The organism is Endozoicomonas sp. 2B-B (assembly GCF_053470045.1).
On sequence record NZ_JBLZMU010000001.1, the window covers coordinates 4,135,080 to 4,152,498 of the forward strand.

The 17,419-nt window shown below is 45.4% G+C and carries 21 protein-coding genes and 1 tRNA gene; 16 read left to right on the forward strand and 6 right to left on the reverse strand.

Features of this window, described 5'->3' with window-relative positions:
* Positions 1-90 precede the first annotated feature (90 nt).
* Positions 91-474: a hypothetical protein gene (locus ACOMHB_RS15825; RefSeq protein ID WP_448217336.1), complete on the forward strand. Its 384-nt coding sequence runs from the start codon at positions 91-93 to the stop codon at positions 472-474.
* Positions 475-541: 67 nt separating this feature from the next.
* Here the strand turns inward: ACOMHB_RS15825 and ACOMHB_RS15830 are convergent, their stop codons facing one another.
* Positions 542-799 carry a GrxA family glutaredoxin gene (locus ACOMHB_RS15830; protein WP_448217337.1) on the reverse strand — a complete coding sequence of 86 codons (258 nt, stop codon included), beginning with the start codon at positions 797-799 and terminating at the stop codon, positions 542-544.
* Between the two features lie 313 nt (positions 800-1,112).
* Here ACOMHB_RS15830 and ACOMHB_RS15835 point away from each other — a divergent pair, with 313 nt between their 5' ends.
* Entirely contained in the window at positions 1,113-1,355 is a 243-nt protein-coding gene (locus ACOMHB_RS15835; protein WP_448217338.1) for a hypothetical protein, read from the forward strand.
* Between the two features lie 4 nt (positions 1,356-1,359).
* Here ACOMHB_RS15835 and ACOMHB_RS15840 read toward each other — a convergent pair whose 3' ends face one another.
* Genes ACOMHB_RS15840 through ACOMHB_RS15850 form a run of 3 tightly spaced genes read right to left on the reverse strand, consistent with a single transcriptional unit; the run spans position 1,360 to position 5,158 of the window.
* Positions 1,360-3,561 carry a tRNA(Met) cytidine acetyltransferase TmcA gene (locus ACOMHB_RS15840; RefSeq protein WP_448217339.1) on the reverse strand — a complete coding sequence of 734 codons (2,202 nt, stop codon included), beginning with the start codon at positions 3,559-3,561 and terminating at the stop codon, positions 1,360-1,362.
* On the reverse strand, positions 3,554-4,483 hold the full coding sequence (locus ACOMHB_RS15845) for a sulfurtransferase (RefSeq protein WP_422134101.1): 930 nt from the start codon (positions 4,481-4,483) through the stop codon (positions 3,554-3,556). The genes ACOMHB_RS15840 and ACOMHB_RS15845 overlap by 8 nt, the downstream gene beginning before the upstream one ends.
* Before the next feature lie 57 nt (positions 4,484-4,540).
* Complete coding sequence (locus ACOMHB_RS15850; RefSeq protein WP_448217340.1) at positions 4,541-5,158, reverse strand: peptidylprolyl isomerase; 618 nt, start codon at positions 5,156-5,158, stop codon at positions 4,541-4,543.
* A 215-nt stretch (positions 5,159-5,373) separates the two neighbouring features.
* Between ACOMHB_RS15850 and ACOMHB_RS15855 the strand changes: the two genes are divergently transcribed.
* Positions 5,374-5,450: transfer RNA gene (locus tag ACOMHB_RS15855), tRNA-Pro, on the forward strand.
* A 229-nt stretch (positions 5,451-5,679) separates the two neighbouring features.
* Entirely contained in the window at positions 5,680-6,123 is a 444-nt protein-coding gene (locus tag ACOMHB_RS15860; RefSeq protein WP_448217341.1) for a helix-turn-helix domain-containing protein, read from the forward strand.
* Positions 6,124-6,174: 51 nt separating this feature from the next.
* Here the strand turns inward: ACOMHB_RS15860 and ACOMHB_RS15865 are convergent, their stop codons facing one another.
* A complete protein-coding gene (locus tag ACOMHB_RS15865; protein ID WP_448217342.1) occupies positions 6,175-6,360 on the reverse strand; it encodes a hypothetical protein in 186 nt (61 codons plus the stop codon).
* Between the two features lie 867 nt (positions 6,361-7,227).
* Here ACOMHB_RS15865 and ACOMHB_RS15870 point away from each other — a divergent pair.
* The 4 genes from ACOMHB_RS15870 to ACOMHB_RS15885 are packed head-to-tail and all read left to right on the forward strand — an operon-like array spanning position 7,228 to position 11,628.
* The gene (locus tag ACOMHB_RS15870) at positions 7,228-8,007 is read left to right on the forward strand and encodes an ABC transporter permease (protein WP_448217343.1); all 780 of its coding nucleotides are present in this window, start codon (positions 7,228-7,230) and stop codon (positions 8,005-8,007) included.
* Positions 8,004-8,657, forward strand: coding sequence for an ABC transporter ATP-binding protein (locus ACOMHB_RS15875; RefSeq protein WP_448217344.1), 654 nt, complete (start codon positions 8,004-8,006; stop codon positions 8,655-8,657). Before ACOMHB_RS15870 ends, ACOMHB_RS15875 begins: the two co-directional genes overlap by 4 nt.
* Before the next feature lie 21 nt (positions 8,658-8,678).
* Positions 8,679-9,932: a KpsE/RkpR family capsule polysaccharide export protein gene (locus ACOMHB_RS15880; protein WP_448217345.1), complete on the forward strand. Its 1,254-nt coding sequence runs from the start codon at positions 8,679-8,681 to the stop codon at positions 9,930-9,932.
* 58 nt (positions 9,933-9,990) lie between these two features.
* Positions 9,991-11,628 (forward strand): polysaccharide biosynthesis/export family protein, encoded by a 1,638-nt coding sequence (locus ACOMHB_RS15885; protein ID WP_448217346.1) that lies wholly within the window; start codon positions 9,991-9,993, stop codon positions 11,626-11,628.
* Positions 11,629-11,768: 140 nt separating this feature from the next.
* On the opposite strand, the gene ACOMHB_RS15890 is transcribed toward ACOMHB_RS15885, so the two are convergent.
* Entirely contained in the window at positions 11,769-11,999 is a 231-nt protein-coding gene (locus tag ACOMHB_RS15890) for a hypothetical protein (RefSeq protein ID WP_448217347.1), read from the reverse strand.
* 381 nt (positions 12,000-12,380) lie between these two features.
* On the opposite strand from ACOMHB_RS15890, the gene ACOMHB_RS15895 reads away from it, so the two are divergent.
* The 8 genes from ACOMHB_RS15895 to ACOMHB_RS15930 all read left to right on the forward strand — a co-directional run bounded on the left by ACOMHB_RS15895 (position 12,381) and on the right by ACOMHB_RS15930 (position 17,375).
* A complete protein-coding gene (locus tag ACOMHB_RS15895) occupies positions 12,381-12,692 on the forward strand; it encodes an AbrB/MazE/SpoVT family DNA-binding domain-containing protein (RefSeq protein ID WP_448217348.1) in 312 nt (103 codons plus the stop codon).
* Positions 12,679-13,071 (forward strand): type II toxin-antitoxin system VapC family toxin, encoded by a 393-nt coding sequence (locus tag ACOMHB_RS15900; protein ID WP_448217349.1) that lies wholly within the window; start codon positions 12,679-12,681, stop codon positions 13,069-13,071. The genes ACOMHB_RS15895 and ACOMHB_RS15900 overlap by 14 nt, the downstream gene beginning before the upstream one ends.
* Positions 13,072-13,080: 9 nt before the next feature.
* Positions 13,081-13,506, forward strand: a complete 426-nt coding sequence (locus ACOMHB_RS15905) for a nucleotidyltransferase substrate binding protein (protein ID WP_448217350.1) — start codon at positions 13,081-13,083, stop codon at positions 13,504-13,506.
* Entirely contained in the window at positions 13,503-13,814 is a 312-nt protein-coding gene (locus tag ACOMHB_RS15910) for a nucleotidyltransferase family protein (protein ID WP_448217351.1), read from the forward strand. Before ACOMHB_RS15905 ends, ACOMHB_RS15910 begins: the two co-directional genes overlap by 4 nt.
* Before the next feature lie 99 nt (positions 13,815-13,913).
* Positions 13,914-14,408 carry a hypothetical protein gene (locus tag ACOMHB_RS15915; protein WP_448217352.1) on the forward strand — a complete coding sequence of 165 codons (495 nt, stop codon included), beginning with the start codon at positions 13,914-13,916 and terminating at the stop codon, positions 14,406-14,408.
* Entirely contained in the window at positions 14,405-14,704 is a 300-nt protein-coding gene (locus ACOMHB_RS15920) for a nucleotidyltransferase domain-containing protein (RefSeq protein ID WP_448217353.1), read from the forward strand. The genes ACOMHB_RS15915 and ACOMHB_RS15920 overlap by 4 nt, the downstream gene beginning before the upstream one ends.
* Before the next feature lie 232 nt (positions 14,705-14,936).
* Positions 14,937-16,079, forward strand: a complete 1,143-nt coding sequence (locus ACOMHB_RS15925) for a hypothetical protein (protein WP_448217354.1) — start codon at positions 14,937-14,939, stop codon at positions 16,077-16,079.
* An 18-nt stretch (positions 16,080-16,097) separates the two neighbouring features.
* Positions 16,098-17,375: a nucleotide sugar dehydrogenase gene (locus tag ACOMHB_RS15930; protein ID WP_448217355.1), complete on the forward strand. Its 1,278-nt coding sequence runs from the start codon at positions 16,098-16,100 to the stop codon at positions 17,373-17,375.
* Positions 17,376-17,419: the final 44 nt, after the last annotated feature.

Sequence of the window (17,419 nt, forward strand, 5' to 3'; positions counted from 1 at the left end):
TGAAAAATTGGGTCTGCGGTCTAGTTATGCCAGCTGGTCATAATGTCATCCCTGATCTATGCTGTTTTTTCAGTTTTTGTCGGGGTGGTTATGGAAAAGTCGTTATTTTCAGAGCTCAAGCGTATTGGCATTGATGAAGAACTGGCCAGTAAGGTCAGTGCTTCCCTTGATCCGGAATACAATGCCAGTAAAAAGGATATCCTGATCATGCAGGAAGCCATTATGCAGATACAGCTGCAAAGTGATCGCAATTATCAGTCACTGAGTTCGGATATCAGTGCCTTGCGCACTGAGATGCATACGGAAATAGCCGGTGTGCTTACTGAGCTGCATAAAGAGATAGCCGGTGTACGTGCTGAAATTACCGATGCTCGAGCCGAAATGGGTTCCTTCACCCGGCAATACATCATTACCTTTCTCATTTTGATAACCACCATTGTCAGCGTCTTTATCATCAACTGGCACTTTCACTAGCGCAAAGGCTCATTGGTTGCAGTGGTTGTGCAGCAGCTGGCGGTAGTGCAGCGGCTGGCTGTTGACCTCAGCCTTGCAGGGATTCCACCAACTCTTCTCTCAAATAGGCAGCCAACTCTGTGTAACCGCCAATGTACTTTTGGCCGTGAAAGATCTGAGGCACGGTTTCAACCGGCTTTCCAACGGTTTTTTCCAGATCTGCCTTGGTGATACCTTCCGCATGAATATCCACATACAGCATGGGCAGTCCACAGCTTTCCAGTACTTCTTTAGCCCGCACACAGTAGCCACAGCCCGGACGTCCAAAAACGGTAAAACGATCCATAAAATCCACCTAACCCTAATCAGGATTCAAATTCATATAAAAGTATGCCACTGACTATAAACGAGTCAGTGTAATGCCTGAAATCAGTATTTTTTAACGGTTTGATAGAGAAAGTCTATCCGTCATTACCGAACCTCCTTATTGCCTGTCAGTCCGGCTTCAACAACGGATTGCCCCGCTCTCCCAGACGCCTCTTTTACAGCAGACTGGACTTTCAGCGGTGAACGATTACCTTTTTTTGTTGTCTATATATAAGTACCTAACCAGTTTGCATTGAAGTCAACCATTTTCAAGAGTTGAGGAAATATCATTTATGAAAAAGAACTATCCAAAAAACTATCTGATGATTATTTTGACAGCCGCTTTATTCAGTAGTGCAGTTTGGGCGGCGGATTCTTTAAGAAGCATCATTACAGGCAGGTTTGTAGCTTACCCCGTCCAGAGTAAAGATCAGGATCACAGAATATGGGTTCTGGATTCTGAAAACGGAAACGTTAAGCTTTGCAAGAAAGAGAACTTTGGCGGCGTGGTTAAATGCTCAAATTTCTCCGATTGACTCCTTAAAGCTGGGAGCTACTCTGGCTTTCAGCGATTTTTTGTTGCGTACATAAGCCCCGGACACATTGCTTTAAAAATTGAACGGCCTGCTTTCTGCCCGTCAGGCCATTTGCCCTGGCTATCTCCGACCAGTCATTCAACTGAAGTACTTTGGCTATTAAGACATTCAAAGCGACCTTAGAGGCAGAGCTGTCAGAAATTTTTGATAAAAGGAGGGAGCGAATGGCAGGCAGACAACTTTCAAACAGACGATCCGAACAGACAAGAGATTTCAGATCCATCTGATCTCGCTGATCCAGAACCGATTCAATGTTTGAATGACTCAAGCGAAGTATCACTCGAGCCAGATCAGGAGCCATTTCTCTGAATACCCCGGGTAGCTGGATCAGAAAACCTGAGGTAAAACGACACTGCATTTCTTTAACAAGAAGACAAAATGCTTCATTCAGTGACTTCAAAACCATCATTGAATGACAGCCACTGGCCGCTTCACGGGTAATACCCACTCGAACAGGAAGATAGCCCGAACCTCCCCAAAAAGACGCCAGTTCTGAGGTTGCACCAAAACTACTGCCCAGATAATCCAGTTTTCTGAGCTTTGCCTGCTCTTCAATGCATTTCAACAGATGAGTGCCGAGCCCATTTCCCTGCAATGAAGGATGTACCGCAATTCGAATAACCCTCAAACCTTTAAAGCCTGAAGCCTCCGGAAAACCACAATGATTGCTGAGAGACTGTGGAATAAGATGACCCCGAACCCTGCGCTGCCCAAGCCAGACCGCTTCCTGCAAGCTGTCTTCAATGCCACCTTCCAGCGCCATTAACGCCGTTGCCACGACACGTTCCTGATACCTGAGGCAGTGCACCTCGATATTCGGGCCATCCAGTAAATGCCTGAGATCAAAAGGACGGGTTCGATAATGGGCGAATACCAGCAGACCAAACACATCCGTCAGCAACTGATCGTCATGAATCAGTTCAGTCGACTCAAGACGATCAAATGAACAGTTCTCAATACCTGCACCCTCTACCATTTCCTCTGAAACAGGTGAGGCATTCAGCATCAACGCTCTGAAAACAAACGCCTCGAAAGGATCATTACCAGCCCAACGGATCGGCTGTTTCAGATGCAGACCCTGCCATTTTGGCGTCAGTTCAGACAGTGTTGATTTGAACTTGATGGCAAATCCCCTGCCCGTTCCTTCATAGCCATGCTGGGTGGATGAGAAAACGATTCTGGAATGATTCCTTAACAATTGGGTCAACAGTGGCACCGGGATAGCAGCGGCTTCATCGACCAGCATTAGGTCGCAACCAGAGTCATCTTCAGGATGCAGGAGTTCGTCGGGTGCTTTGAATTCAAGTATACTGCCTTCCCAAAGCAGTCTTCCCCGGTGGACTTTACACCCATCAAGCAATGATTCAGCGGTATTAAAGACGACTTCGACAGAAGTCAGAGAGGGGGCCGTTACCCATATCCTTGAAAGCCCCGATTGCAGTAAGCGGGCGGAGGCAATACCCAGTGCAGCACTCTTGCCCCGACCACGATCTGCAGTCAGCACTAATGGACGACGCCGATGGCCTTTTGCCACGCGAAGAATAGCTTCAACAGCCCCGGATTGATCCAATGTTCTACAAGCACTGTCGCCTTTTGATCCAGCTTGACAAGAATCAGATAAATCGGTGTAACAAACAGTTTGTTGCCATCGAGCATCGCTGTTCTCGCATAACAGAGAGAGCGTCGTTTCAGACTTGATAAGGTTTGCCAGCCTTTTCAGATAGAGCCCCCCGATCTGCTCAGGCTGATAGGGGTAAACAGCAAGTCTTTTATGGTCCGGGTCGCAGTAATCTGGCCAGTTATCCAGGTCTGGCACCAGAAGTACGAAAAGCCCTCCCCCTTTCAAAGCACCACTGAGTTGACCAAAGGCATCGACATCAAAACCGGAAAAGGCGTTAAATACCAGGAAGTCAATCTCACGCCCTAACCAGCTTGTAGCTTTAGATGCAGAGATCGAACTTTCATTTCCCCGCTTGCGCTCACCTACCCAAAGAGCTTGTAGCTCCGGATTATTTGAGCACAGGAGTGCATTTTGAAACAGGCATTCAGCCTGCTGCTGTGCCCAGACTTCTGTCCCGGATAAAACCAATAGAGCACGATGATTGTTTTCAGCCGCCTGCCTCAGGATAGACTCAACTTTATCCATTTGCCGCCGCAATTTTTTCTAATGCCAACGTCACTATCCATAGTTCAGAATCAGCAGGAATACGGCTACCAAACTGTCTGGCAGGTGTCGCGTGGTTAATGCCTCTTTCCACCGGGAAGCCTGAACCCGTCCAGGCTTTAAGTCCACCATTGAGAAGTCGTACATCTTTGACACCGGCGTATTGAAGAACAAACAAAACTCGTGCAGCGGCAATCATATCATCGCCATAAACGACTATAGGCGTATCTTTAGTGATACCCAGCCTGAGCAGGACCGACACCAGTTTTTTTGACTCCTTGATAATCGACTCCAGACTGCCGGTTTCAACATGCAGGGCACCGGGAATATGCTCAACGACATAGCGAGCGCCCCTGCCCCAGGAGACATCCAGTACCATAAGATCGGAATTTACCTTAAGCTGCTCATCCAGCCACTCAGGTGTAACCAGTCGCTCATAACCCGGCAACTTGGCAGGCTTGCCACCCTGGGTCAGCCAGGAAGAAAAGCCTGCTTCAAACACACGAATCCGATCCTCATTAAAGCCCTGCTCATCCACCAGCCACTGGGCGAGCACCTGGGCATCCTGCTTGTCGCGACCATAAACAACGATATTGTTGTCAGGCGATATTCCCTTACTGGCCAAAAGGTTCTGAACAGGTTCAGGGTCGGCTGTCATCAAAGCCAGGTCAAAGTTTCGGGCACCCGGAATATGCCCCCCATCCGGATCATTACCCGAAGGCCACCCGTTGTACCAGTTACTGTCTCGAACATCGACCAGGACCCAGCCCTGCTCCCGGACCAATGCTTCCATCTCAGGTTGATCAACGGATTTTAATGCCAGCCTGCTATTCCAAAAGCTGTCGCAGGCTGTGATAACCGGCAACAAGATGATTAACAGACAATTTTTTGCCCAACGCTTCATGGAACCTTATTTACCTGATAGTTATTGGGGTAACAGTGACGCTTATAGCTGTTTTACTTAATTGGGTGCCGTTCTGACTCTTTCAACTGCCAGAATGGTGATCGGGTCAACAGGAACATTTGCATGAGGCCCTCTATTCCCGGTTTTCACGGAAGCTATGGAATCCATAACCTCTTCACCCTTAATCACCTCTCCAAACACTGCATAGCCCGGACGACCCGGACGATCATTCAAAAAATCATTATTAACGAGATTAATGAAGAACTGAGAGGTAGCGCTGTCCGGGTCAGAGGTTCTTGCCATAGCGACAGTGCCACGACTGTTCCTGAGGCCATTACCAGACTCATTCGTGATAGGTGCCTCCGTCGACTTTTGACTCATATCTGCGGTCATGCCACCGCCCTGAATCATAAAGCCAGGCATCACTCGGTGAAAAACCAGACCTTCATAGAACCCTTGGTCTACATAAGCGAGAAAGTTCTCTACGGTGGCGGGGGCCCTCTCGGGATTCAGGCGAACTGTCATATCACCTTTGCTGGTCTTGATCACTACATCAACAGGCTGCACAGCTTCTGAAGCGGGTTTATCTGGAGCTGTTGCTTTCTGCTCTGCCAGTAGCTGACTGGCAAAGAGTAAAAAAGATAGCGTCAGAACCCTTTTGATTGCATTTAACACTGGCGTTAACCCATAAGAAAGATGATTAAGGTCGTTATCCTACTGGATTCGTCGTTAAGGCTATAGTCTGACACGGAGAAAAAGTAAACATTTCTTCATTTTCTGTTCGCTAATCCATTGTTGTCATAGAGGTTGCTATAGAAGGAAATCAGACTAAGACTTGCAAATCCGCATTAGAAAGGTAATATACAGCTCCGCCGCACAGAGCGGCACGTCGGAGCGTAGCGCAGCCTGGTAGCGCACCACAATGGGGTTGTGGGGGTCGGAGGTTCGAATCCTCTCGCTCCGACCAGTCATACCATGGGTTCCAGAGTTTTTCGCCCATTTCAAAAAACAGGGCGGGACACGTCTGGGACATGCAAGTCTTTCATTAGTTTTTCACCCTCCTGAATTTTTCTCTTTTGCCCACTCTGAATTTCAAAAACTGTCTATCATGATGACAAATTTCAAAATAATCATTCGCAGGTAAGTTCGAAAAAACCGCGCACAATTTTCATTCAGCGAGAATAAAGGACTGAGATATGAATTATCACTATACAGAGTGTGGTTTATCTTACATTTACCTTGCTGATGGGTACGATATTGAAACCATAGATGGTGAGACTTATGTGGGCGTGGAAGATGTTCATGGTCTTCACCGAATCATTGCCAAATATATTACTGAAAAGAAAACCCCGCTCCTGGGTGAGGAGGTGCGATTTTTGAGAATCGAGTGTGGCATGTCTCAAAAAAACATGGCGGAAATATTGGGTGTTAATAGCCAAACAGTTGCTCGCTGGGAGAAGGATCAAATCGCTATACCAAGAACCTCGGACGCAGTACTTCGATCTATCTATCTGGAAACCATAAACACGAGCAGCAAAATCAGCTTTTTCCTCAACCTTCTTGCACAGAGCGAAGAGGCTCAGGCCATCAAACAGCTGACGCTCAAGGCTGTAAATAATCAGTGGTCGTTAGCGATTTGACTTGTTCATACGCTCTGAGGCTCTATTGGTCAATGCATGGAAACAAGTTGATTACTTGCTGGCAAGGTTGTTGACGATCTGGACCAGCAGCTCTTCAACTTTGTCGAAGCGTCTAGTGTGATCCGCCAATTCTTCCCTCACCCATATTTGCCACCTCAGAATCCAGGCCACTGTGCTTATGAGGCCAGTGAGTATCTGATCGTGCTCGCTAAAGCGCCTGTCCATCTCTTTCTTCACCCCATCTCTTACTTCATCCCTTCCTGTTCCCTGAGAATCAACCCCACAGCAGCTTCAATACCAACAAGCACCTTGTCCCAATGCTCTTCCAATGCTGTGACCCTCTCCACAAGACTCACACTACTTACCCCAATGGTTTTTTATTCGAGATTGGAACGTAGCAGATAGAAGAAGAGCTGCAACTCAGTTACAAAGAGGGCCTAAAAGCAAGGAAACCAGGCGAAAAATCACCCAGCACCGCTGAGCAAAATGACCACAGACATTACCGCACAGAAAGTGCGATTGGATTGCGCGATGCTGGCGACTCTTTAAACGACACTAACTCTACATCAAGTCTTTCATAACTGGTTAAACACTAAAATACACTAACATGGTCATCCAATAGGACATTGACGATTATCATGCTTTTCTTATTTTTCCAAGCAGGTATACTACCTATTGCATGAAACATTAGTGCCATATAAATTACAAAAAGACTACAAAACCAGACATTTTATGAACAAAGCATGAATATAAACAACAGCAATCGAGCTACCTGATCCGCCTTTATACCTAGAGTTTATTGCCTTCCTTGTCTTCGCACCTGTACAAGAACATAGCCGCAATAATCGGTGTAACAAAAACGAAATAATCAAGTGCGACAATACACAATTACCTGAATAAAACACAAAGCTTATAGTACTCAGCCAAATTTCCTAACACGCTGTTTCAGTATATGCGTGCTCGTACCTGTCCTATGACAATTCATGAAGCAAATCTCGAAGGGCGGTAGCGTGTCTGGATATAAATCGATGAAAACTCAAGCTTAAAGCCTGCTACAAGCTTAAAACCTGCTAATAGTTCAGACTGACTGCCCTTATTTTTCTGATGCAATCAAGATCTCCCTTACAAATACAGTATGCTGTACTGCATGCACTACTCATACGTGAACTCAAGACCCGCTTTGGAGCCTACCGGCTTGGCATAGCCTGGGCCTTTATCGAGCCAATCCTGCAGATAGCCGTTTTTATGGGGCTGTTTTACTTTGGTGGAAGAAGCTCTGTTGGCGGACTAGAAATACCATTATTTCTGGCCACCGGTATTGCGCCCTATCTGTACTTCAATAAAGTCATCACACAATCATTGGGTGCTGTTAGCGCCAATCAAAATCTCCTTATATACCGACAGGTAAGAGTATTTGATACCTTTTTGACCCGTTTCATACTTGAATTTATTACCTCTTTTATCGTCTTATCCGCGATCATTCTGATCACCTGGTGGGTGGGTTATGAAGTCACTCTGGTCAACAGTCTGATTTTCATTTATGCCTACTGCTTGCTAAGCATCATTGCGTTCGGGTTGGGTTTGATATTTGGTGTCATCAATACGATTTACCCTGAGCCGGGTAAATTTATACCCGCCTTACTCAGACCACTTATGTTCATTTCTGGCACATTCTTCTCCATCAACGAGATGCCTTCTGCCATACAAGAACTTTTACTATGGAACCCACTGATCCATGTATTTGAATTTATGCGCTCAGCTTTTTCATACCACTATGATACCAGCCTGCTCAGCCTTAAATACGTAGAGATGTGGGCCTTAACAACGCTAACTTTAGGCCTTCTGATGCTCCGGGCCAACTGGCGCAGGATGCTGACGCAGTGATTACTTTCAAAAACGTCACAAAATATTACCCGACTCCCCAAGGCCGCCACTACATACTCAAAGATGTAGACCTGGTTTTGCCCGGTGATAAAAACATCGGCGTGTTCGGAGCCAACGGAAGTGGCAAGTCCACACTCATGCGGCTGTTGGCCGGAGTCGACTTCCCCAACAAGGGCAGTATTAAAATGACAGGCAATGTTTCATGGCCCCTGGGCCTTTCCGGCTACCAGGGCAGTATGACAGGCCGTGAGAATGCTGAATTTATCTGCCGGATATACGGAAAAGATAAAGATGAGATCAAGGACAAGATCGAATACATCAAAAACTTTTCTGAATTAAATGACTTTTTCGAAATGCCTCTCAAAAGCTACTCTTCCGGGATGAGATCCAAATTCTCATTCGCAGTCAGCATGGCTTTTGATTTTGACTACTACCTGATTGATGAGCTTACAGCCGTGGGTGACAAGCGATTCAGAGAAAAATGTCGCGAAACCTTCGATGCCAAAAAAGGGATAGCCAATTTTCTTTTTGTCTCACACAACATCAATGAGCTAAAGCGGCAGTGTGACATTGGCATTTATATAAAAGACGGCTCTATCCATGTTCATAACAGCATAGATGATGCCATTGCCGCCTATAACTCCATGTAAATTTGACCTGACCCTATCGACATGCCAGATACAATTCAAGCACCGCCTCAAGCCCCACCGAAAGAAGCACAACCCGCCAGCAAAAGCGAAGCTCTTCGAACCCCACAGAAGCCTGAACAGCTCGGCGCTCCTGTTTATACCATCAAGAAAAAGCTAAAACAGCTTAAACTCACTCAAAAACTCAAGTCAGCGCTTTTGACCCATAAAACCGGACGGTGGTTTACCGCTATTGTTCTTATTCCCTGGGTACTCTGTGCAATTTACTTTACCCTGATAGCATCGGATCGTTATGTTTCCGAGGCCAGCTTTCTTATTGAGAGAAGTGACTCAGGCGGCACTGCCATTGAAGGCCTCAGTCTGTTTGGCGTAACGCCACAAGCCAGCAATGACCAGAGAATTCTGGAGACCTTTATACAGTCCCCCGACATGCTGGAGTACCTCAATCAAGAGCTGGACTTAAGACAGCATTACATTGAATCTGCCGACTGGATCTCCAGACTATCGTCGTCTGCCAGCCAGGAAGATTTTCTCAACTTTTATCGCAGTCATATCAATGTTCGATACAATGATACCAATGGCATGCTGGATATGGAGGTTCAAGGATTTGAGCCCGAATACGCCAAAAAAGTCACCGATCTGATTCTTTTAAGAAGCGAAAACTTTGTCAATGAAATCAGTCACAATCTGGCCAACGAACAGTTGACCTTTGTCCGATCTGAAGTAGAGCGGTCCGAAGAGAGACTCAAGGACTTCACCCGCAGACTATTGAATTTTCAGAACAAAACCGGATTGCTGAGCGTTGAGGAACAAGGAGCCGCACTCAGTGGCATTATGAATGAGCTGCAGGCTGAATTAATCAGAAGCCAAACCGAATTACAGACCCTGACTTCCTATCTGAACGAAAACTCCGCCCAGGTCATTGCATTGAAGCAACGGATCAACGCCCTTCAATCTCAGATCACCACAGAAAAGGACAAACTGGTCGATAGTGAAGCCACTTCGCTGAACGAACTTGCTGCCCAACAACAAGAATTACAGCTGGATCTGGACCTGGCCACTCAGGCCTATACGTCAGCACTGGTTGCCCTGGAAACAACACGTACCGAGGCAAGCCGTAAATTAAAGCAGCTGGTTGTCGTCAGTAGCCCATACCAGGCGCAAGATGCCAAGTACCCCAGGGTGACCTACTCCCTCATTAACATTATGCTGATTTTGCTGATGATTTTTGCACTGGCCCGAATGGTTCGCGCCACAATCCGTGAGCATCGTGATTGACGAAGGATCAATAAAAAAGCATCGTTTAAGCATTCCTGATTTCCCAGACTATGAATTTATGAAACTACAACTCACTTCATCAACAGCCGCACTCATGCTGAGTATGGCTGCTTACGCAAACACACCGATCCCCGAATCTACTGAAACGGAAACAGTGGGCCCGGAACTCGTTGAAACCGTCAAGCAACATCCGGTATTCGGTCAAAATTTATTTGAAGGGTTCAAACAGGCCGAGTTTAAAGGCTTTAACCCTGAGTACACTCTGGCCATTGGCGACAGAGTAACCCTGCAAATGTGGGGAGCTTATGAAGTGGCCGTAGAACTTACGGTTGATGCACAAGGTAATGTCTTTATTCCACAGGTAGGACCCGTAAAGCTGCAAGGTGTTGCCAACAAAGACCTGAACCAGGTTATCGAGAAAAAAGTTCGCAGTGTTTACCAAAAAAATGTCAACGTCTACTCCAGCCTGAATGCAGCAGAACCGGTTAAACTGTTTGTCACCGGCTTTGTTCAATCACCCGGCCTTTATGGCGGCTTTTCATCGGATTCAATACTGGCCTTTCTGGCAAAAGCCGGGGGTATACGTCCAGAGTCTGGTAGTTATCTGAACGTTGAGCTAAAACGCAACGGCAAGACCCGAGCCATTTTTAACCTCTATGAGTTTCTTCTCACAGGTACCATTGAACAGGTTCAACTGGGCGACGGTGACACTCTGGTAGTCAACACACGACAAGGGGTAGCCGCTTTTGATGGACTGGTTGAAAACCCGGTTCAAATTGAATTCGCCAACGGCCAGACGGCTTTGAAAGACGCTCTGGATATGGTCGGTGTATTACCCGAAGCCACCCACGTTCGGATTGCCAGAAACCAGATGGCCAAGCGCAACGTGGAATACCTGTCTATTGCCAAAACAGCGGACGTACAACTTCATAGTGGCGATGAAGTCACCGTTGTTTCTGACAAAATGCCGGGAACCATCAGTGTATCAGTCGAGGGGGAACACAACGGTCAGGCTATTTATATCCTTCCTTACGGCAGCACCATTAAAGATCTGATGGCCCGGCTCTCCCCTAACGACCGGTCCAATATGGAAGCCATGCAACTCTTCAGAGAGTCTGTAGCAAAACGCCAGAAAGCCATGCTTGATGTGCAGCTAAAACAGCTTGAGCAAGCGGCACTCTCGGCACGAAGCAAAAGCATAGGCGAAGCCAACTTGAGAAAGGCCGATGCACAATCGATCCTGCAATTTGTAGAAAGAGCCAGACAGGCAGTCCCTCGTGGTCAGGTGCTGCTGGGCCAGAATAAAACCCGCATGGATGTCATGCTGAAAGACCAGGATAGAATCGTTATTCCTAATGACACCGTTCTGGTTCAGGTGCATGGCGAAGTCATGTTCCCCAATGCCATGGTCTTTGATAATGAAAAAACCATCAACGACTACGTTTCCGCAGCAGGGGGCTACTCTCAAAAAGCCGATCAATCCCGAGTGCTGGTCCTGCATCAGGATGGAACGATTTCTCGCATTGAATACAACGATGGTCTGTTCAGTAGTGGTTTAGCGAAATACGACGTTAAACCCGGAGACGAAATCCTGGTGATGCCACAAGTCGATGAAAAAACCATGCAATATACCAGTGATATTATGCAGGTCATTTATCAGGTGGCTATGAGTGCGGCGGTGGTGTTGAGGCTATAGCACTTTTTTGCCGTTATGAAAGGGTATTACTTTAGGCAGTACCCTTTAATGCTTATCCGTAGAAAAGCCAATCAAATCGGAATGACTGGTAATGTGGGTAAAATCTCTGATACGGCTTATTCCGCTCAACTCGAAGAGCATTAAGCCAGGTCATCAAGGTAGCCGCGACCCGATGGATCAAAACCATCGGCAGGTTTGCCATTTTCTGCCACATGCCACTGGAAAGGCACCTGCTCCGGTTTATTCTGCTGTGTGGAAATAGCCATGCGAATGAGCTGGTTTGCCAACTGGCTCACGGTTGTGCGCTCCCTGGCGGCTTGCTCTTTGAGCTGGGCAAGCAAGCTCGGCTCTAGATCCAGTGTTGTTCTCATGGTTTAAGCCCTTTTTTTAGTTTGATACATCATGAATGTGATAATAGTGCATCATGGTGCATTGGCAAATCATCATTAACAGAACCGATTTTGGACACTCACCTTTCCAGTAGTATCCAGTCAATAGCTGGGGCTATTGATTATTAATGGAACGGTTTGCAAATGACTGGTTAATATATAATAAATCCGTCGTCTGCTTACACGGTTAATCCCGATAATTTCAGTGCAACCTTTGCTTTATTGATAAATGACCATGTATATGCAAAACAATACCGTTCTGGTGAGAGCCTATGGTGAAATGATGTTCCTAAATGACATGGTATCCACTGAGTGCCAAACATCGGCTTGCACCCTTTGACACGTAGACCTCCAGGTATTACTTTGAGTAATACCTTTGTTTTCGGGAAGTCAGCCATGGCCAGCAGCTCTATTACCACCAAGGGACAAGTGACCATCCCCAGCGCCTTGCGGGAGAAATTCCAGTTGGAACCGGGCGATAAGGTGCTGTTTTTAGAAAAAGACGGGGTAATCACCCTGGTACCCATGAAACAGGATATTACCCACCTGGCCGGTTGCCTTGCCGACGATGTGGGCGGACGCCGGGCATCCCTTGAAGATATGGAATCCGCTATCAGGGAGGGCGCCACTAAGGATTGGGGGCAGAACAAGGAGCTTGACAATGGAAGGGGTTGATACAAATGTACTTATCCGCTTCCTGGTCAAAGATGACCCGCAGCAGTACCAACAGGCACTGTCACTGTTTATCGGAATGCCGAAGGTTTATCTCTCCCCCATCGTGCTAGTAGAAACGGTATGGGTACTCAGTCATTTCTATCAGGTCAAGCGGCTACGACAGTGCGAGATATTAAAGGCTTTTATCTGCCAACAGGGCGTTGTCACCGATGACCGGCAAGCGGTCATAGCTGCACTGGATGACTATGAACAAGGGTATGACTTTGCAGATGCAATGATTGGCCACCATAACCACATTCATCAATGCAAAAAGACCTGGACCTTTGACCGAAAAGCATCAAGGCTGGCAGCCTTTAGCCTGATTCAACCAGATCACTGAGATAACAGGATGGAAAAGCAACAAGATAGTCGCTGGAAGCAGCGATTTGATAACTACCAGCGCGCCCTGGGCCGATTGCAGGCAGCAGTCAGTCTTTCACACAGTCGAGAGTTAAGTGAGCTTGAGAAACAGGGTTTGATCAAAGCCTTTGAGTACACTCATGAACTGGCCTGGAATACCCTGAAAGACTTTTTGACTGAGCGCGGGGCTGAAAAGATGTTCGGTTCCAGGGATGTTACTCGTCTCGCCTTCAAAGAAGGGCTTATAGAGCAGGGTGAGACCTGGATGAGTATGATCAAAAGCAGAAACCTGACATCCCACACCTATCGGGAAGAAGTCGCTCAGGAAATCTATGAAAACATCATCAACCAGTACTTAAACGAATTCAACGCACTAGAGCAGATGTTAAAAAGCCTGAGTGATGATCAACCATGAAATTTGGTTTAAGTAATAAAACCATAGAAGCCATTCAAGACGTATTAAGCCGACACCAGCAAGTTGGAAGCGCCATTATTTATGGTTCCAGGGCAAAAGGAAACTACCGCACTGGCTCAGATATTGATCTAACCCTGGTGGCTGCAGAGGGTGAAACACTGGATTTAAACCTGCTGTTCAAAATCGATGATGCGCTGGATAACCTGTTACTGCCTTACAGTTTTGATCTCTCGATTCTTGCAGACATTGATAACCCGGCGCTGGTTGAGCATATTCATCGGGTGGGGCAGCTTTTTTATCAGAGCTAACTCTCCCCGCTTATCGGGCAAAGCTTTACGGCGAAACTGGTAAGTTAGCAATCTTGGCAGCATACTGGGTTCAAAGCCTTCTGAACCTTGAGACGAACAATGCCACTCAATACAAAATATCTATCTCTTTTTGAGCAAAACTGGTCTGAATCTCAAATAGCCGTTAAACGCATGAAAGCTTCACTCAGGAGGCTTGAAGAGCACTTTCCATTGACTGCTCAGGCACTCAAGTCGGAAGATGAAGCGCTATTTGAAAAACTCGACGCTTTCAGAGTTCGATTTGCAGGCCTGCAAGACTGTATTGGCAACAAGCTCTTCAGAAACTTACTACGAATGGAAGATGAAGAAGGCTTGAATATGGCAGATACGTTATCTCGGATGGAAAAGCGACATATCCTGAGTTCTGCTGACAGCTGGCGGAAAATGCGTGAAATTCGCAATGTATTTTCTCACGACTACCCGGAAGCTGAATCACAACGGGCTGAAGCTCTCAACATGGCATGGGCTGTGGCTCCCGAACTGATTAAAATCACCGATCAGATCGAAGCTTACCTACTCAAGCTCCACAATTTAAAGTTAGGTGGTGACAATTGAGAATCAGTCCAAAGCAGAAAAACGACATCATAGAGTTGGTCAGGAAAGAGCTCAGCGAGCAGGCCCGGGTCTGGCTCTTTGGCTCAAGGGCCAGAAATGACGCACGAGGTGGCGATATTGACTTGTTGATTGAAGTCGATGGATTGAGCAACCCGGTCGAAAAGAAAATCAACTTACGCCTCGCCCTGGAAGACCGATGGGGTGAGCAAAAAGTAGATATTTTGATTCACGATACACAGCACCCGGAACAACCCATTCACCAAATTGCCAAATTGGAAGGTGTTCGGTTGGTTTAGGGTCTATCAGTTGAATAAACGGGCTACGGTGATACCCTGGCTTTCAACACACGACAAGGTGTCACCTCTTTTAATGGACTGGTAGAAAACCCAGTTCAGATTGAATTAACCAACGGCCAAGTAATTTATATTTTTCCCTACAACAGATAGATCTGATTTCTGAACTCACCAACCCTTTACGACCTGTCAAAATGCTATTCGATAGGCTATTCCGTGACTTGTTCTTATTAATATGAAAGATAGTATTTTACCCACTACAGCAAATGTCGAAGACAGCTCTGTCTATCGCTGCACAGTTAAAGTCGAAAACGTAGACAACTACACAGCATTAAAGCTGACTGGAAAAAACAAAGATGGCAGCTTAATACTAAATCGTGATTTAAAAAGCGACGGTGAAATATCAACAATATTCTTTACCAAAGACAAGCCCGAATGCCTTAATATTCAACTAACAAGCAAGTGCAAAAAACCAATTAATACAAATAAGACTATTAAATACTTTCGTCTAGAAAAAGTTGGCTGCACTCAAAAAAACATCAAACTCAATACCAGTCAAGATACTATTTGCGCTGCAATTGCGACTTATCCTGCAAGGCAAAGAAGCTTATTCATAACTATTAATTCATTGATAAATCAGGTTGACTATTTACTCTTGTATTTAAATGAATATCAAGAAATACCACTAGAGATCAAAGAGCATAGCCAACGAAATAAAATTATTTGTATTATTGATGAGACAGGTAACCGCAGAGCAGAAGCAAAATTTCATTGGTTACAAAAAACAAATGGTTACTATCTGACATGTGACGATGATATCATTTATCCTGAGAATTATGTTCTAAGAACAGTATCTGCAATCGATAAGTATAACCGCAAAAAAATAGTTGGTTATCACGGTATTATTTTCAAGAAATATGTAGCAAACTTCAAAGCCGATAGAAAGGAGTTCTATAAGTTCACTGAAACGGTTAAAGAAGACAAAGTCTGCCACTTATTGGGGACTGGTGTTAGTGGATTTCATACTAGCCTATTTACAAAAGTGAATAGCCAAATTTTAAACGAATATCCATATGCAGTAGACCCAGCTTTTGCAGTAATCTGCAAGAAAAACAATATTGAAATGTTATGTTTATCTCATGAAGAAGGGTGGCTAGAGTCATCCCCATACATGCTTTATGGTTTACATGAAGAAAAACAAAATTTCAAAGATATTAAAAATTCAGTTAACAAATTACTAACCAATAATAGCCCTTGGGGAGGCTACTCAATTTTCAAACCCTTTGCATATATAAAACTAAATGCAAAATTTAGAAAACTGATAAATAATCCCAGGCAATTTTTTAAGGACAGCTACCTAGGTAGTAAAATCAAGTAAATCGGTACAACAAACAGTATGTTTAATTTAGAAAACACAAAAATCGCAGTAATCGGCCTTGGCTATGTGGGACTTCCACTGGCAGTTGAATTCGGCAAAAAGTTGGAAACCAAAGGGTTTGATATCAGTAAAAAGCGCATTAATGAGTTGTGCGAATTTGTTGACCATACTCTAGAAGTAACCAGCGAAGAGTTAAAAGCGTCAGATAAAATAACGTTCACTGATAAGCTTGATGAAATTCGTGACTGTAATGTTTACATAGTAACGGTTCCAACACCTGTTACCGAATTCAAAACTCCCGATATGACACCTGTTAAGTCTGCTAGCCGCATGTTGGGTGAAGTGGTAAAAAAAGGTGATATTATCATCTACGAAAGCACCGTTTACCCTGGTGCAACAGAAGAAGATGCTATTCCTGAGGTTGAACGTGTTTCTGGCTTAAAGTTTAATAAAGACTTCTTTGCAGGTTATAGCCCTGAGCGAATCAATCCGGGCGACAAAGTAAATACCGTCACAACTATTCAAAAAATCACTTCTGGCTCTACTCCTGAAGTGGCCGATTATGTTGATAATCTTTACAACATAATTATTACTGCCGGTACTCACAAAGCCCCTACCATCAAGGTTGCGGAAGCAGCTAAAGTCATTGAAAACACCCAGCGCGACGTTAACATTGCTCTGGTAAACGAACTTTCACTGATTTTTGATCGTCTGAACATTGATACAAAAGATGTAATCGAAGCCGCAGGCACAAAATGGAACTTTATTAAGATGCAGCCAGGTCTTGTTGGTGGCCACTGCATAGGCGTTGACCCATACTACTTGGCGCATAAAGCAGAATCTTCTGGCTATTACCCACAAATGATACTGTCTGGTCGTCGGATTAATGAAGGTATGTCTGCTCACGTTGCAGGCAAAGTGGTTCGACTAATGAATGGTAAACGTATCCATGTGGTTGGATCTCGAATCTTAGTTTTGGGCTATACCTTCAAAGAAAATTGCCCGGACGTGAGAAACACTCAGGTTGAAAAACTGGTCACAGAACTAGAAGCTCATAATGCTGAAGTGGATGTCTATGACCCATGGGCCAACCCTCAGGAGTGTTGGCAAGAGTACGGTCGTGATATCGTCAGCAGACCAGATACCAATGCCTATGATGCGGTTATTTTTGCAGTAGGCCATGATCGTTTTGTCCAGAACTATAACAAAAAAGTTGAGAGATTTGCCAAGCCTGAGCGGGTGATTTTTGATGTTAAAGGCGTTCTGCCAGTAGATCAGATTGATGGTCGTCTCTAAGACCGATTCAACCCAAATAACATGCCCCTGTAATGCAGGGGCTT

Bases quoted from the DNA above. Each gene is read 5' to 3' on its own strand.
- ACOMHB_RS15925 (WP_448217354.1), top strand. From the start codon at position 14,937: ATGAAAGATAGTATTTTACCCACTACAGCAAATGTCGAAGACAGCTCT.
- ACOMHB_RS15905 (WP_448217350.1), top strand. From the start codon at position 13,081: ATGGAAAAGCAACAAGATAGTCGCTGGAAGCAGCGATTTGATAACTAC.
- ACOMHB_RS15825 (WP_448217336.1), top strand. From the start codon at position 91: ATGGAAAAGTCGTTATTTTCAGAGCTCAAGCGTATTGGCATTGATGAA.
- ACOMHB_RS15880 (WP_448217345.1), top strand. From the start codon at position 8,679: ATGCCAGATACAATTCAAGCACCGCCTCAAGCCCCACCGAAAGAAGCA.
- ACOMHB_RS15835 (WP_448217338.1), top strand. From the start codon at position 1,113: ATGAAAAAGAACTATCCAAAAAACTATCTGATGATTATTTTGACAGCC.
- ACOMHB_RS15915 (WP_448217352.1), top strand. From the start codon at position 13,914: ATGCCACTCAATACAAAATATCTATCTCTTTTTGAGCAAAACTGGTCT.
- ACOMHB_RS15885 (WP_448217346.1), top strand. From the start codon at position 9,991: ATGAAACTACAACTCACTTCATCAACAGCCGCACTCATGCTGAGTATG.
- ACOMHB_RS15845 (WP_422134101.1), bottom strand. From the start codon at position 4,483: ATGAAGCGTTGGGCAAAAAATTGTCTGTTAATCATCTTGTTGCCGGTT.
- ACOMHB_RS15830 (WP_448217337.1), bottom strand. From the start codon at position 799: ATGGATCGTTTTACCGTTTTTGGACGTCCGGGCTGTGGCTACTGTGTG.
- ACOMHB_RS15910 (WP_448217351.1), top strand. From the start codon at position 13,503: ATGAAATTTGGTTTAAGTAATAAAACCATAGAAGCCATTCAAGACGTA.
- ACOMHB_RS15860 (WP_448217341.1), top strand. From the start codon at position 5,680: ATGAATTATCACTATACAGAGTGTGGTTTATCTTACATTTACCTTGCT.
- ACOMHB_RS15840 (WP_448217339.1), bottom strand. From the start codon at position 3,561: ATGGATAAAGTTGAGTCTATCCTGAGGCAGGCGGCTGAAAACAATCAT.
- ACOMHB_RS15870 (WP_448217343.1), top strand. From the start codon at position 7,228: ATGCAATCAAGATCTCCCTTACAAATACAGTATGCTGTACTGCATGCA.
- ACOMHB_RS15930 (WP_448217355.1), top strand. From the start codon at position 16,098: ATGTTTAATTTAGAAAACACAAAAATCGCAGTAATCGGCCTTGGCTAT.
- ACOMHB_RS15890 (WP_448217347.1), bottom strand. From the start codon at position 11,999: ATGAGAACAACACTGGATCTAGAGCCGAGCTTGCTTGCCCAGCTCAAA.
- ACOMHB_RS15900 (WP_448217349.1), top strand. From the start codon at position 12,679: ATGGAAGGGGTTGATACAAATGTACTTATCCGCTTCCTGGTCAAAGAT.